This is a genomic window from Pontibacter sp. FD36 (assembly GCF_015686655.1).
GTDB lineage: Bacteria > Bacteroidota > Bacteroidia > Cytophagales > Hymenobacteraceae > Pontibacter.
In genome coordinates this window covers 131,017-146,234 of the sequence record NZ_JADPMP010000011.1, presented here as the reverse complement: position 1 = coordinate 146,234, position 15,218 = coordinate 131,017, and the positions used below count along the sequence as shown (strand labels likewise).

Sequence of the window (15,218 nt, the reverse complement as noted above, 5' to 3'; positions counted from 1 at the left end):
AAACTAATCAAAATACGATGCATAATATGGCTTATAAAACATTTCATTACAAGTTATGCTTATATGGAGTCTGCTTCCTGTCAGGTGCCTTTATCTCAAAACTGGCTGATGATAAGATCACCGTGGATGTGCTTCGGAATGCACAGCAAATGATTGGGCTGAAGTTTACGGATGCGCAACTGGATTCCGCTACAGCAAACGTCGCTGAGTTCAGGAGCAGCTACCAGCGCATCAGAGAACAACCCTTGTCAAACGATGTAGCGCCTGCTTTACAATTTAATCCTATACCTGTGGGGTTTGAATTTGAGCAGAAGCGGGAGAAGTTTGAAGTAGAGCGCCGGAAAGGTATAAAACTGCCAGCAAACAGAGAGGACCTCGCTTTTTACTCGGTACCGCAACTGGCTGAATTGGTACGTACACGGCAGATCAGCTCAGAGGAACTCACCAGATTCTACCTGGATCGGTTGAAGCAGCACGGGCCTACCTTGCAATGTGTGACCAGCCTGACAGAGGAGCTGGCACTGGAGCAAGCCAGACGCGCAGACCAGGAGATAAAGGCCGGAAAGTACAGAGGCATGCTCCACGGTATACCTTATGGTGTGAAAGACCTGCTGGCTACAAAGAGGTACAAGACCACATGGGGCTCTGTTCCTTACAAAGACCAGCAGATTGACCTGGACGCTACTGTTGTGGAGCGGCTCGAGCATGCTGGAGCTGTGTTGGTAGCTAAACTGACATTAGGCGAACTGGCAATGGGTGATGTATGGTATGGAGGTAAAACACGGTCACCCTGGGATTTAAACAAAGGTTCAAGCGGCTCCTCAGCCGGATCAGCTGCAGCAGTGGCCGCGGGTTTACTGCCTTTTGCGATCGGAACAGAGACCCTTGGCTCCATCGTGTCACCTTCCACTGCCTGCGGTACCACAGGACTGCGTCCTACCTTTGGCCGTGTGAGCCGACATGGAGCCATGGCGCTGAGCTGGTCTATGGATAAGATTGGACCAATCGCCCGCTCCGCTGAAGACTGCGCCATTGTGTTCAATGCCATTCATGGCCCGGACGGAAAAGACCTGACCATTGTGGACGCTCCTTTCAACTACAATAAGAACATTGATGTGCGTAAGCTGCGGGTAGGCTATCTGCAGAAAGACTTCGAACGGGACTATCCTTTCAAGGAGAATGATAAAGCCACACTGGAGGCACTCCGAAAAGAAGGTATAGAGCTCGTGCCAATTGAACTGCCAAATCTGCCAGCGCGTGACCTGACCATGACGATCTCGGTGGAAGGAGCAGCCGCTTTCGATGAACTGACGCGAAGCGGCCGTGACAGTATGATGGTGCAGCAGCATAAGAACGCTTGGCCAAATATCTTCAGGGCTGGACGCTTTGTTACCGCCGTGGAGTATCTGCAGGCCCAGCGAGTACGCTCACTCATCATACAGCAGATGCACGAGAAACTGAAAGGTATAGATGTGTACCTGAGTCCATCTTATGCAGGCAGTAACCTGGTGATGACAAACCTGAGCGGTCATCCATGTGTGGTGCTGCCCAATGGTTTCCAGAAGAACGGGATGCCTACCACGATCACCTTTATGGGAAAGCTGTATGGCGAAGCCAAGGTGCTGGCTCTGGCTAAGCTATACCAGGACCTGACAAACTTTGACGAGCAACATCCGCCAATGGCGCTTAGCAGCAGTAAGTAAGGTATAACTCCTCTCCGTTAAGAAGAGGATGCTCTGTTTGGCAAGTTTGAGTTTTAAAGCTTAATTTTATCTTTAACTACAACCTAATCTAAAACACAATATCTATTATGCTTCTTAAGAAGAAAGCCCTCCTCCTGATGTCCTGGCTTGTACTGGCTGGTGGTACCGCTGTGCAGGCGCAGGAAAACAGCAGCAAGCTGAGTGTGGAGAAGATCATGCGTGATCCAACCTGGATCGGCACCTCGCCCAGCAATGTGTTCTGGTCAGAGGATGGCAAGAAGATCTACTTCAGCTGGAACCCTGATGCTAACCGCAAAGACTCACTTTACAGTGTGTCAGCAAACGGCGGCAACCTGCAGAAGGTAAGCCCGCAGGAACGCCGTGCCCTGCCAGCAACCTGGAATGCACGCTATAACAGAGCCAAAACGCAGAAGGTATACGAGAAGAACGGTGACATCTATTTGCTCGATGTCAAAAGTGGCAAAACGCAGCAGATCACCAATACTGTAGAGCGAGAAAATAGCCCATCGTTCAGTCACGACGAGAAAAAGGTAGCATTTGTGAAAGATGGCAACTTATACCTGTGGACAATTTCCAATGGCCAGCTGGCGCAGCTGACCGACTTCAAAAAAGGCAGCAAGCCAGGAGAAGAGGGCAAGAATCCACAGCGTGAGTGGCTGAAAGAGCAGCAGCTAGCTTTGCTACAGATCGTGCGCGAGCGTGAAGCAGACAAGGAAGCCGCCAAAAAGCAGCAGAAAGCCGATAGCCCGGCCCGCCCGAAAGAAATTTACATCGGTGATAAGTCGGTTGATAACATCGTGCTGAGTCCGGACGAGCGCTACATCAGCTACCGCACAGCTACAAGACCTAAAAATGCCAAGGTCGCTATCGTGCCAGATTTCGTGACTTCATCAGGGTATACCGAGGATATCAACACCCGCACCAAAGTAGGAGATGCGCAAGCAACCTTTGAGTCGTTTGTGTATGACATCAGCCGCGACACGACCTATGCGCTGCAGGTAGGCAGCATTGAAGGTATAAATGATCAGCCTGCTTATATCCGCGATCGCGATACAAAAGCAAGCACCGCTAAAGAGCCAGCTACCAAAACTGCTAAACCAGAAGCACGCGCTGTGACTATGTTCGGCCCTATCTGGTCAGACAATGGAAAGCATGCCGTGATGGTAGCGCGCGCAGCCGACAACAAAGACCGTTGGATACTGAAAGTAGATCCTGCCACTGGCAAACTGAGCACACTCGACCGGCAGCGCGACGAAGCCTGGATCAATGGACCAGGTATAGGCTACGGCACCGGTGATATCGGTTTCATGCCAGACAATGAGCATGTGTGGTTCCAGTCAGAAGAAAGCGGTTACTCACACCTCTATGCGGTGAACCTGAACAATGGCAGCAAGAAAGCACTCACAAGTGGTAAGTTTGAAGTGTCTGGTCCTCAAATCTCCAAAGACAAGAAGAGCTGGTATTTCACGGCAAACAAAGTACACCCAGGCGAGAAGCATTTCTATAGAATGCCGATTAATGGCGGGGAGATGACCCAGCTGACCTCTGGAACAGGCGCACACGAGGTGACCCTGTCACCGGATGAGAAGACAATGGCCATACGCTACTCTTACAGCAACAAGCCATGGGAGCTGTATGTGCAGGATAACAAAAAAGGAGCGAAGCCACGTCAGGTGACATCATCGCTTACTGATGAGTTTAAGTCTTACAATTGGCGTGAACCGGAAGTAATCAGCTTTAAGGCGAGTGACGGAGAAGACGTGTATGCCCGCTTGTATCGTCCGGAGAAGGCAGTGGCCAATGGACCAGCTGTGATCTTTGTACACGGCGCCGGCTATCTGCAGAATGCGCACAAGTGGTGGAGCTCTTATTTCAGAGAGTACATGTTCCACAACTTCCTGGCCGACAACGGCTATACCGTACTGGACATTGATTATCGCGGCAGCGCCGGTTACGGCCGTGACGTACGCACCGGCATCTATCAGTTTATGGGTGGCAAAGACCTGAGCGACCACGTAGATGGTGCCAAGCTGCTTGCAGACAAGTATAACGTAGATCCGAAGCGCATCGGTATTTATGGAGGTTCTTATGGCGGATTCATCACGCTGATGGCCATGTTCACGGAGCCGGATGTATTTGCAGCTGGTGCGGCCTTGCGTTCAGTTACAGACTGGGCTCACTACAACCACGGCTATACCTCCAACATTCTGAACGTACCGCAGCTCGATAGCCTGGCTTATGCCAAAAGCTCGCCAATCTACTACGCGGAAGGCCTGAAGGGTGCGCTCCTGATTTGCCACGGCATGGTGGATACCAACGTACATTTCCAGGACGTGGTACGCCTGACCCAGCGCCTGATCGAGTTGGGCAAGGACAATTGGGAACTGGCTGTGTATCCGGTAGAAGACCACGGCTTTACGGAGCCAGCCAGCTGGACTGACGAATACAAGCGTATCTACAAACTCTTCGAAGAGAATCTGAAAAAGTAAACTGATTGTTTCAATTGATCTAAAGCGTGAAGTGCGAAAGTGCTTCACGCTTTTTTTATGGCGTCTGATCTGCTTTCCCGCCTGCGCAACTACCGTGACTTTACACAGAGTCTTTTCTCATAGAAAGCGAATTATGTCCTCAAAGTATGTCAGGGTGGAGGGAAAAAATAGCCGGTTTCAATAACTGTTTCCTATGCTGCAGGCATCCCAAAAAGGCAGTAAAAAATGGCAGAGGTAAGAAATATCCAATTGGTTTTTGGGCTAATTGTAGGTATACGATAGGTTTTCGGCCGTTTTCCCAATTTAAAGATGAAGGTAAAAGTGCAGGTGGATCTTGCTTAAATGTAATAAAGTAAATTTGAGTTGGAAAATTTATATTTAAACAATACTTGTATAGGCTTTCTATATATTATTTGATATTAGGTGATTACATTATTTGTAGATGAGTTAATCTGGTAAAAAAGTTGTTTGGTGAAGATAGAAGCATGTTTTTTTGGATGTCAGTTTACATTAAGTGTTTGATGTTGTAACTTTAGGTGTTTGATCAAACACAATTTTACCAATTTACCTGACCTTGCTTTATGAGAAAAGTTCTATTTATGGGCTTGGTAATGTTGTTCGCCCTGGTGAGCTAGGCGTAGGCGCAAAGCCGAACCATCTCAGGTCGGGTAACCGATGCTGGGACAGGACAACCACTACCAGGTGTAGGTGTGGCAGTGAAAGGTACTACCGTAGGAACGTACACAGGAGTGGAAGGTGACTTCACCGTGAACGTGAACGGAGACGATGCTACCCTGATAGTTTCCTACTTGGGTTATGTTAAGCAGGAAATTAGCACGACTGGTCGCACTACAATCAATGTACAGCTACAGGAAGACAGCAAAACACTGTCTGAAGTAATGGTAGTTGCCTACGGTACTGCGGATCAGAAATCATTTACGGGTTCCGCTTCCGCTATCAAGTCAGAATCGATTGAGAAACTGCAGGTGAACGACGTGACCAAAGCGCTGGGTGGTTTAACCCCAGGTGTACAGGTTGTGCAGAACAGCGGTCAGCCAGGTTCTACCGGTCAGATCCGTATCCGCGGTATCGGTTCAGTTGCCTCTTCTTCTACTCCGCTTTACGTAGTGGATGGCGCACCTTACTCTGGTGACCTGAATGCCATTAACCCGAACGACATCGAGTCGATGACAGTACTGAAAGATGCAAGTGCTGCTGCTCTTTACGGTTCACGTGCCGCCAACGGTGTAGTGGTAATCACTACAAAAGGCGGTAACGCACCTAAGAAGCCAACTATCACCTTCGGCGCTACTTATGGTATCTCTGACTTTGCTGTAAAAGATTATGAAACAGTTAATCCGCAACAGTTCTATGAACTGACCTGGGAAGCACTGCGCAATGATGCAAATGCGAACAAAACTCTGTGGCAAGGCAAGTTTGCTTCTCCAGAGGAGTATGCAACCAAGTCAGTAGTAAGCCAGATCGCAGGCGGGTCAGCAAATGGCCAGCAGTACAACCCATACAACGATGCAGAGCCAGTAGGCCTTGACGGTAGACTGAAAGCTGGACTTACCCCTGCCTGGGAAGACGACTGGAGAGATGCCCTTTACAGAAAGGCTACCCGTCAGGAGTACGATTTCGGTATCCAGGGTGGTAGCGACAAAACCAACTACTACTTCTCTGGTAATTACCTGAATCAGGAAGGTGCTTTCATCACATCCGGCTTTAAGCGTTATACCTCACGTCTGCGCGTAAGCTCACAGGTTACCGACAAGATCAAGTTTGGCGTAAATGCCCTGATCGCTAATACAGACCAGAATGCCCCTACTTCCAGCGGTACCTCTTTCAGAAACGTGGTATCATGGGGTAGAAACATTGGATCTGTGTACCCAATCTACAGAAGAAGAAGTGCTGATGGTACATTTATCAACAACCCATCTGAGTTCGACTTCAACGCAACCCGTCCTTACGGTGGCAACAGCAACCCGGTAGGTACAACAGAACTGGACATGCTGAAGCGCAATGTGCTTACCTGGAGCCTGAATACCTTCGGTGAAGTTACCCTTCCGCTTGACCTGAAATACAAAACTACTTTTGCGCTGACAGGCGACAACACCAAGGACTTCACGTTCTACAACCCGAACTTTGGTGACGGTGCCGGTGTAGGCGGTCGTGGTACGCAGTGGAGAAGCTCTTTCGTAGAGTACACCATCAACCACATCTTGAGCTACAGCAAAGCATTTGGTCAGCACCAGATCGACGCCTTGGGTGGTTTTGAGGCATTCAATTACAAGTACGACTACATGTATGGTCAGAAAACCAACTTCCTGGCACTGCCTGGCTATACTGAGTTGGACAATGCTTCGACTATCACTGATTTGAGCAGCCAGTCTGACAGACGCTCGCTGATGAGCTACCTGGGTCAGGTTAACTACAACTTCATGGACAAGTACTACCTGTCTGGCTCTTTCCGTCGTGACGGTTCTTCCCGTTTCCATGCAGACAACCGTTGGGGTAACTTCTTCTCTATCGGTGGTTCATACAGAATTACGCAGGAAGATTTCATGAGCGCACTGCCATGGGTAAACGATGCTAAGATTCGTGCCAGCTACGGTACTTCCGGTAACGAAGGTCTGTTGACTTCTGGTGGCGGTGTAGACTACTACGCTTACAGAGGCCTGTATACCTCAGGCTACAGTGACCTGGGTGCTCCTGGTATCATCCTGGACAAACTTGAGAACCGTGTGCTTTCATGGGAAAAGCAGGCTGCCTTTAACGTAGGTATCGACGCGACAATCTTCGACAGACTGGATGTTTCCTTCGACTACTACAGCAGAACTTCCAAGGACCTGTTGTTCAACAAGCCGCTGTCTCCTTCAACTGGTTTCACGTCAGTGTTTGACAACCTGGGAGCCATGCGTAACAGAGGTGTGGAACTGAATGTGGATGCCAGATTGATCGACAAAGGAGACTTCACATGGTCTGCTAACATCAACGCTGCACACAATAGAAACGAGCTGACAGAGCTGCCACAGGAAACTATCCTGATGGGTACAAAGCAGCTGAAAGTAGGCCGTTCTATCTACGACTTCTTTATCCAGGATTTTGCTGGTGTTGATCCAAACACTGGTCTGAGCATGTGGTACAAAGACGTAAAAGATGCTGAAGGTAATGTGGTTGATAAAGTAACTACATCTAACTACAACGAAGCAAGCCGCTACTATGTGGGCACTGCGCTGCCAGATCTGACAGGTGGTGTGACAAATAACTTTGCTTACAGAAACTTCGACCTGAGCGTGTTCTTCACTTACAGCGTTGGTGGTGAGATACTGAACACAGACTACAGCAACCTGATGCACGGTGGTGACAGACGCGGAACCAACTGGCACACAGACATCATGAACAGATGGACACCTGAGAACACGAACACAGATGTGCCAAGATTAGGAACTGCACAGGCGCTGAACACGAACGCTAACTCATCCAGATTCCTGGTAGATGCTTCCTACCTGCGTCTGCGTAACGTGACGCTGGGCTATACACTACCTCAGAACCTGCAGGATAAAGTTGGCCTGAAGAATGCCAGAATCTTTGTACAGGGTGACAACCTGTGGACGTTGTTCAAAACGCCAGGCCTGGATCCAGAGCAAAGCATCGATGGTATCACAAACAGCCGCTTCCCAACACAGAAAACTGTATCGGTAGGGGTGCGTGCAACTCTGTAAGAACTTATTTTAGTAGAGAAAAATGAAGATTAAGAATATAAAGTTTGTTGCAGCTATTCTTGGAGCCACACTGAGTTTAACTGCATGCGAGAAAGATTTCCTGGAGGCTGTGCCTTCTAACAGTGTGCCTGCTGAACAGGTAAACACTACCAAAGAAGGTATGGAAGCTGCGCTGACAGGTATCATCCGTTTGATGCGCCAGGCACCGGTAAACCAGGGAGCCGTAAGCCACGACAGCTACGGTGTGCCGTCGCTGATGCTGACCTTCGATGTGATGGGACAGGATGTAATGGCCAATACCAACTGGTATGTATACCAGTATGAGCTTGATAACAAGCTGGTTACTTACCGTGGTACCCGTATTCTTTGGGGCCACTCCTACAACCTGATCACGAACGCGAACAGCATCATTGCCAATGCTAAAAACCTGGGCGATGCCACTGAGCAGGAGAAAGCAAGATTTGAGGCTGAGGCAAAGGTGATCAGAGCATTTTCGTACTTCAACCTGGCGCGTGTGTATCAGCACACTTACCTGAAGGATAAAAATGCACCGGCTGTTCCACTGATGCTGGAGCCTACCACGCCATCAACTCAAGGTAAGGAAAGAGCAACGCTCGAGCAGGTATACAGCCAGATAGTGACTGATCTGACTGAGGCTGAGCAAGCGTTGACCAGCGCAAGACCAAGCAAGAGCCGCATCAACAAGAATGTGGCGCAGGGTATGCTGGCCAGGGTATACCTGGAGATGGGCCAGTGGGATAAAGCAACTGAGTTTGCTCGTAAGGCACGCACTGGCTATCCGCTGATGACGCCTACGGAATATCAGGCTGGTTTCAACAACTATGGCAACGCAGAGTGGATCTGGGGCTTACCGCAGTCTGCTGACCAGAACAACGCCTACGCATCATTCCATTCTTTCATTGATGGCCGTTACAAGGTGCTGGAAGACGGAAGCCGCGAGTACGTTCGCAGAGGTTATAACAACTTCCGTGCAAACGACAGATTCGTAGAGCTGTTTGATGAGAATGACGCACGTCGCGAATTCCAGGAAGATACAGAAGCCTTTACGCTTAACAGCAAAGGTGAGAAGATCTGGAGCTACGACCGCTTCACGATCACGAAGTTCAAAGACCTGGCTAACCTGGGTGGACACATTCCATTGATGCGTTCTGCAGAAATGCTTTTGATCGAAGCAGAGGCGCAGGCAAGACTGAACAATCCGGTGGAAGCGCAGTTGTTACTGCTTGAGCTGCGTCAGCAGCGTTATGAGGCAGGTACTGTTGTGCTGCCTACGCTGGCTATCGGTGATGCGCTCCTGGAAGAGATCTCTGTAGAGAGAAGAAAAGAGCTGTACGGCGAAGGCTTTGGCTTGTTTGATATCAAGCGTCTGCAGAAGCCACTGGTACGTGAGGGTAACCACACCGCTGTGCTAGGTGTAACTCCTGCCAACTCTGATCTGTTTATCCACCAGCTCCCGCAAGGCGAGATGGATGCAAACCCTAATGCTGAGCAGAACCCATAGTTCTTGCTCTTGATCAAAGGAAAGGCTGCCCCAAGTGGGGCAGCCTTTTTTATTTCAGGTGTTTTGCTTCGTGTTCAGTTGCGGCAACAGTTTACCTATACCTGCTCTTAGGCTATTGCCGATCCTCGGATCACTCAGTAACTGCTCCTCGGTTTGCATACGCAGGTAGCCTGCTGCAGTGGCATATTACCGGGTCTCGAAGAGAATCTTTATGCCACAGTTTAAAAGGTATAGCTCAGGTTGGCACCCTGCGAGGCAGTGCCGGTAAAGGTCGGAATAATGGTTGGGCTGAGCGAAAAACCGCTGGTATTAGACTTCTTGTGCAGTTGTGGTACCACCACTCCAACAGCGGCTCCCACAGCGTAGCCCAGCAAGTTGTCACTCAGAAAGTGCTTACCGGCTCGCAGGCGCAGGTAGCCTACTGCGGCAGGCACAGTGGCTGCGCCCAGCCACACGTAAGTACGGGCAGGAGAGTCTGGGTTGAAATCATGGAATACTTTGGCAAAGAAAAAGGATGCCGCCGCAGCCGCAGTGGTATGACCGGCATAAAATGAGTTGCGGGCATTCGCTCGCATTTTTTCACCCATCTCTACATCCGGGCTATACACCAGGGGGCGTGTACGGGGGGCAAAGGCACTTGTCATGGTAAAGATCGCACCTGTTACAGCCATAGTCTGCACGTAGAGTCCAAACACCTGACCGGCATTGCTGCGTACATCGTCATCAAAAGCCAGGAAAAAAGGAAGCGCGAATGAACCGTAAAAAGGGAAGTCACTTATTTTCTTTGCCTGCTCAGAATCATAGCCAACTGAAAAGCGATCGAAGCTGTTTACTTGGTTTCTGTTCAGGTTAGCGATTTGTTGCTCTGTCAGTCCTTCCTTGTCCTGCATGCGGGTGAGGCCGTAATAGCTGAGGCCCATACCAGCAGCCGTTATAGGGGCGTCTACTGTAAATTTAGTTTTATAAGGAGAGTTATTTTGAGCCAGGCTGACTTGTGCTGTCATGGCCAGGCACCATATCATTAGAATATACTTTTTCATCGTTGAGTCTTAAATGTGCAATTTTAATGATTGAAACGAGGCTATATATAAAAGGTTTTCTATAGCTATTTTTAAGTTGCTGTGCCTTGTGACTATATTTTGCCTTCTTGCAGACACTGTAATGGATAAAATACTTTTTATATGTTAGATACAATTTCTTAAGAAGAATGTTTCGCAGCTCCGTTAGATTCCAAATGCAAGTATATCTTGTGTAAATGATCGTTTTTATTGTGGCGGAATTGGCGTAGCTTTGCAATCGCTGTCGTTGCCGGCAGTTGGTTTATACTTTGTACCTAAACCCACTATTGAAATGCCATATTTGTTCACCTCCGAGTCTGTATCAGAAGGACACCCGGATAAAGTAGCGGATCAGATTTCTGATGCCCTCCTAGATGAATTTTTGAAGCAGGACCCACAGTCTAAAGTGGCTTGCGAGACGCTGGTAACGACAGGCCTTGTTGTGCTGAGCGGCGAAGTAAAAACCGAAGCATACGTAGATGTGCAGAAGGTCGCCCGTAATGTTATTAAGCGAATCGGCTATACCAAATCAGAATATATGTTCGATGCCGACGCCTGTGGTGTTATTTCGGCTATACACGAACAGTCTCCAGATATCAACCAGGGAGTAGAGCGCACAAACCCAGAAGATCAGGGTGCTGGTGACCAGGGCATGATGTTCGGTTATGCCACAAGCGAAACGGACAACTACATGCCTTTGGCGCTGAGTATTTCACACCTACTGCTGGAGGAGTTGTCTGCCATCCGCAAAGAAGGCAAGGAGATGACTTACCTGCGCCCTGATGCCAAGTCGCAGGTGACTATTCGTTACAGTGACAACCACGTGCCTGAGAAGATCGATACGATCGTGATCTCAACGCAGCACGATGAGTTTGTGCTTCCGGAAACGGACAGCAATGAAGCCAAGCTGGCTGCTGAAAAGCAGATGGTAGCTCAGATTAAGGCTGATGTAGACAGTATTCTGATTCCGCGCGTACTGAAGCAATTGCCAGAACGCATTCAGAAGCTTTTCAACAACGAGATCACTTACCACATTAACCCAACCGGCAAGTTTGTGATCGGTGGCCCACACGGCGACACTGGCCTGACTGGCCGTAAGATCATCGTTGACACCTATGGTGGCAAAGGTGCACACGGTGGTGGTGCTTTCTCTGGCAAGGATTCTTCCAAGGTAGACCGCTCTGCTGCCTATGCGGCACGCCATATCGCCAAAAACCTGGTGGCTGCGGGTGTAGCGGATCAGGCCCTGGTGCAGGTTGCTTACGCCATCGGCGTTGCCAAGCCGGTTGGTCTGTATGTAACTACTTATGGCTCTACCAAAGTAAAAGACGCCAGCGGTAACGTGATGAGTGACGGTGAGATCGCTGAAAAGGTGAACAAGCTGTTCGATATGCGCCCTTACGCGATTATTCAACGTTTCGGTTTGCAGAACCCAATCTTCTCAGAGACAGCCGCCTATGGCCATATGGGTAGAACACCGGGTAAGAAAACGGTAGAGGTTTTAGTGAACGGCCAGAAGGAAGTAAAAGAGTTTGATACATTCACATGGGAAAAACTCGATTATGTAGATAAGATCAAGGAAGAGTTCGGTTTGTAACCAGCCTTATCCTGATAAAATAAAAGGCCTGCTGAGCGATCAGCAGGCCTTTTATTTTATACCTGATTCAGGTATAGCAAGGGTCGGAATGGCTTAATGATGTGCCATTTGCTTCTCCTTGAATTTTTTCAGTTGTCTGCGCATTGCCTCAACAGCTGCGTCGGCGGCGGCTTCAAAAGATGAGGCATCTTCTTTTGAGAATAGGGTGGAGCCTGGTACGAATAACTTGATCTCTACTGTTTTATTGTTTGTTCCGTCGTTGTTGTTATGTTTAAGAAACACCTCGCCTTCTACAATGCGGTCGTAGAATGTTTCCAGTTTGTCTACTTTCTGCTGGATGAAATCGGTCAGCTGTCTGTCAGCCTCGAAGTGGATTGAATGCATCTGTAGCTTCATAATCGTAACATTTTATGGTTAAACTTTATGCTTTTGGATGAGCCTTCTCGAAAATCGATTTCAGCTTCTCTATCGAATTGTGTGTGTATACCTGTGTAGCGGCCAGGCTGGCGTGCCCCAGCAGGTCTTTGATGGCATTCAGGTCTGCGCCATTGTTTAGCAGGTGAGTAGCGAAGGAATGTCGCAGCACATGCGGGCTGTTATGTTCGGAGGTGGTGACCAAGCTGATGTACTTTTTTGCGACACGATAAACGAACTTCGGATACAGTGGACGTTCTTTATTAGTAACGAGCAGCCTTTCCGAATTGTTATTGCCAAACAGGCTTTTCTTGTGTTCCAAATACTGCTTGATGGCAACCACCAGTGTGTCGTTCAAAGGAATAATCCGCACCTTGTTTCCCTTGCCCAATACACGCACTGTTTTAGCATGCAGATCCACGTCTTCATGGCCGATACCTATAAGCTCAGCGAGTCGCATACCTGTGCCATACAGGAACTCCAGTATCAGGCGGTCACGCTGCCCTTCAAAGGTGTTCTCAAAGGTAAAGCTGTCCAGGAAGTGGTTAAAAGGTTCCTCCGGCACAAAGGCAGGGAGTTTCTTTGAAACTTTAGGGGCTTTGATGCGCAGCATCGGGTTGGCGCTGATGCGCTGCTGGCTTAACAGGAATTTATAGTAGGAGCGGAGGCAGGCGATTTTCCGGTTAACAGAACGGGCCTCCAGGTTTTTGTGCACGAGCGTGAGTATCCAGGACCGTATGATGGTATGGTCTGCCTCAGCGGGATCGGTGATCTGGTACGTGTCCTGCAGATACTGCGCGAACTGCCCCAGATCAGTGTGATAAGAAGTAAGAGTGTGCGGACTGTACCGCTTTTCGTACTCGAGGTACTTAAAAAATAATTCCATACCTTGGTATAACAGATGTGTCTGTCATTTATACCAAGGTATGGAAAAATAAAATATCTTTAAAGAAAGACTAGTAGTTTTCGTTAGCGAAAAGCTGCTGCTTGTACTTCGCTCTTTCTTTTTGCTTTCTCTTAGAAACAGATGGTTTTTCGAAGAACGTTCTCGCTCTCAGTTCTTTCAGAACACCAGTTCTCTCGAATTTCTTCTTGAATCTCTTCAAGGCACGGTCTACAGACTCGTTATCTTTTACGTTTACAATAATCATATTTTTGCTCGCTTCTTCTGATATTTAGGGTTGCAAATTTAATCAATGTTTATCTTAAAAATCAATAGGTTGAGCAAAATATTTACGCAACCCACTGAAAAAAAGGTGCCTGCACAGCCAAAACAGCCTGCAGGCACTATTTTGTTTGGGCAAAGATAGCCTTTTATTTCAGGATAGCTCTGGAGATAACAAGCTTTTGAATCTCGCTGGTTCCCTCACCGATGGTGCAAAGCTTGGCATCACGGTAGTACTTCTCGGCCGGGTAGTCTTTCGTGAAGCCATAGCCACCGAAGATCTGCACGCCTTCGTTTGCCACTCGCACCGATACCTCAGAGGCGTATAGTTTTGCCATCGCCGACTCCTTGTTCACGTTCAGACCACGGTTTTTCATGTCGGCTGCCTGGTAGGTGAGGAGTGCAGCTGCTTCAATCTCGGTAGCCATATCAGCCAGCTTGAAAGCGATACCCTGAAAACTGGATATTGACTTGTTGAACTGCTGACGCTCCTGTGAGTAGGCTAGTGCTGCCTCAAAAGCACCCTGCGCTATACCTAGCGAAAGCGCTGCGATCGAGATGCGGCCACCGTCCAATACTTTCATCGCCTGAATAAAGCCTTCGCCCACATTGCCCAGGATCTGGTCTTTGTGTACACGGCAGTCTTCAAAGATCAGCTCCGTGGTCTCAGAGGCGCGCATACCCAGTTTGTCTTCTTTGCGACCAGCGCTAAAGCCCGGTGTGCCTTTCTCAATGATGAAAGCGGTCATGCCATGAGAGTCACCCACTTCGCCGGTGCGCACAATCACAACAGCCACATTGCCGGTTTTGCCGTGCGTGATGAAGTTTTTGGCACCGTTGATTACATAGTAGTCGCCGTCCTGTACTGCCACGGTGCGCATGTTGCCAGCGTCAGAGCCTGTGTTAGGCTCCGTCAGGCCCCAGGCACCGATCCACTCGGCTGTGGCCAGTTTAGGAAGGTATTGCTTCTTCTGCGCCTCGTTACCGAATTGTAGAATATGACCAGTGCAAAGCGAGTTGTGCGCCGCCATGGAAAGACCGATAGAACCGTCGATTTTAGAAAGTTCCGCGATAGCAGTCACATATTCCAGGTAGCCAAAGCCGGAGCCACCGTATTCGGTTGGTACCAGCACGCCCATCAGGCCCAGTTCACCCAGCTGCTTGAACACCTCCACCGGAAACTCCTGACTCTCGTCCCATTCCATCATTTTCGGTTTGATGTTTTTGGCGCCGAAGTCACGGATCATGTCGGCAATCATGCGCTGGTTTTCTGTATAGTTAAATTCCATTTAAGTTTTTTGTATTAAAGTCGCGTGTATTAAACTGAAATTTGAATAAAGGGTTTACAAAACTAAACAAATAAGCCTGATTGGCAAATTCGGGGTTTTATTTTGAATAAACCGATGTCTGCACAGCGGTTGTATCTTTGGCCTGGGTCAACTCAGGCAGCCTAAGTCTACCAGGAATTTGTGCGTTCAGCGTGATCTTCTTTTAATAAACCCAAACGCGCTGCGTTTATTTTGA

10 protein-coding genes are annotated in these 15,218 nt (G+C 48.7%); 5 read left to right on the top strand and 5 right to left on the bottom strand.

The genetic code is table 11. The features are described 5' to 3' along the window. The first annotated feature begins 26 nt into the window (after positions 1 to 26). The 4 genes from I0P70_RS16455 to I0P70_RS16440 all read left to right on the top strand — a co-directional run bounded on the left by I0P70_RS16455 (position 27) and on the right by I0P70_RS16440 (position 9,460). On the top strand, positions 27 to 1,703 hold the full coding sequence (locus I0P70_RS16455) for an amidase (protein ID WP_196120069.1): 1,677 nt from the start codon (positions 27 to 29) through the stop codon (positions 1,701 to 1,703). Positions 1,704 to 1,810: 107 nt separating this feature from the next. Then, entirely contained in the window at positions 1,811 to 4,213 is a 2,403-nt protein-coding gene (locus I0P70_RS16450; protein ID WP_196120067.1) for a prolyl oligopeptidase family serine peptidase, read from the top strand. Positions 4,214 to 4,869: 656 nt separating this feature from the next. Further along, a complete protein-coding gene (locus I0P70_RS16445; protein ID WP_196120233.1) occupies positions 4,870 to 7,938 on the top strand; it encodes a TonB-dependent receptor in 3,069 nt (1,022 codons plus the stop codon). 22 nt (positions 7,939 to 7,960) lie between these two features. Next, positions 7,961 to 9,460 carry a RagB/SusD family nutrient uptake outer membrane protein gene (locus I0P70_RS16440; protein ID WP_196120065.1) on the top strand — a complete coding sequence of 500 codons (1,500 nt, stop codon included), beginning with the start codon at positions 7,961 to 7,963 and terminating at the stop codon, positions 9,458 to 9,460. A 221-nt stretch (positions 9,461 to 9,681) separates the two neighbouring features. Here the strand turns inward: I0P70_RS16440 and I0P70_RS16435 are convergent, their stop codons facing one another. After that, positions 9,682 to 10,500 (bottom strand): phosphatase PAP2 family protein, encoded by an 819-nt coding sequence (locus I0P70_RS16435; RefSeq protein ID WP_196120063.1) that lies wholly within the window; start codon positions 10,498 to 10,500, stop codon positions 9,682 to 9,684. 310 nt (positions 10,501 to 10,810) lie between these two features. Between I0P70_RS16435 and metK the strand changes: the two genes are divergently transcribed. Continuing rightward, the gene (gene metK / locus I0P70_RS16430; RefSeq protein ID WP_196120060.1) at positions 10,811 to 12,115 is read left to right on the top strand and encodes a methionine adenosyltransferase; all 1,305 of its coding nucleotides are present in this window, start codon (positions 10,811 to 10,813) and stop codon (positions 12,113 to 12,115) included. A 93-nt stretch (positions 12,116 to 12,208) separates the two neighbouring features. Here metK and hpf read toward each other — a convergent pair whose 3' ends face one another. The 4 genes from hpf to I0P70_RS16410 all read right to left on the bottom strand — a co-directional run bounded on the left by hpf (position 12,209) and on the right by I0P70_RS16410 (position 14,983). Then, a complete protein-coding gene (hpf, locus tag I0P70_RS16425; protein WP_007653503.1) occupies positions 12,209 to 12,511 on the bottom strand; it encodes a ribosome hibernation-promoting factor, HPF/YfiA family in 303 nt (100 codons plus the stop codon). A gap of 25 nt (positions 12,512 to 12,536) precedes the next feature. Continuing rightward, positions 12,537 to 13,415, bottom strand: coding sequence for a tyrosine-type recombinase/integrase (locus I0P70_RS16420; protein ID WP_196120058.1), 879 nt, complete (start codon positions 13,413 to 13,415; stop codon positions 12,537 to 12,539). Between the two features lie 70 nt (positions 13,416 to 13,485). Continuing rightward, entirely contained in the window at positions 13,486 to 13,680 is a 195-nt protein-coding gene (gene rpsU / locus I0P70_RS16415; protein WP_007653500.1) for a 30S ribosomal protein S21, read from the bottom strand. A gap of 163 nt (positions 13,681 to 13,843) precedes the next feature. Beyond that, positions 13,844 to 14,983 carry an acyl-CoA dehydrogenase family protein gene (locus I0P70_RS16410; RefSeq protein ID WP_007653499.1) on the bottom strand — a complete coding sequence of 380 codons (1,140 nt, stop codon included), beginning with the start codon at positions 14,981 to 14,983 and terminating at the stop codon, positions 13,844 to 13,846. Positions 14,984 to 15,218: the final 235 nt, after the last annotated feature.

Bases quoted from the DNA above. Each gene is read 5' to 3' on its own strand.
- hpf (WP_007653503.1), bottom strand. From the start codon at position 12,511: ATGAAGCTACAGATGCATTCAATCCACTTCGAGGCTGACAGACAGCTG.
- I0P70_RS16435 (WP_196120063.1), bottom strand. From the start codon at position 10,500: ATGAAAAAGTATATTCTAATGATATGGTGCCTGGCCATGACAGCACAA.
- I0P70_RS16450 (WP_196120067.1), top strand. From the start codon at position 1,811: ATGCTTCTTAAGAAGAAAGCCCTCCTCCTGATGTCCTGGCTTGTACTG.
- I0P70_RS16440 (WP_196120065.1), top strand. From the start codon at position 7,961: ATGAAGATTAAGAATATAAAGTTTGTTGCAGCTATTCTTGGAGCCACA.
- I0P70_RS16420 (WP_196120058.1), bottom strand. From the start codon at position 13,415: ATGGAATTATTTTTTAAGTACCTCGAGTACGAAAAGCGGTACAGTCCG.
- I0P70_RS16410 (WP_007653499.1), bottom strand. From the start codon at position 14,983: ATGGAATTTAACTATACAGAAAACCAGCGCATGATTGCCGACATGATC.
- metK (WP_196120060.1), top strand. From the start codon at position 10,811: ATGCCATATTTGTTCACCTCCGAGTCTGTATCAGAAGGACACCCGGAT.
- rpsU (WP_007653500.1), bottom strand. From the start codon at position 13,680: ATGATTATTGTAAACGTAAAAGATAACGAGTCTGTAGACCGTGCCTTG.
- I0P70_RS16455 (WP_196120069.1), top strand. From the start codon at position 27: ATGGCTTATAAAACATTTCATTACAAGTTATGCTTATATGGAGTCTGC.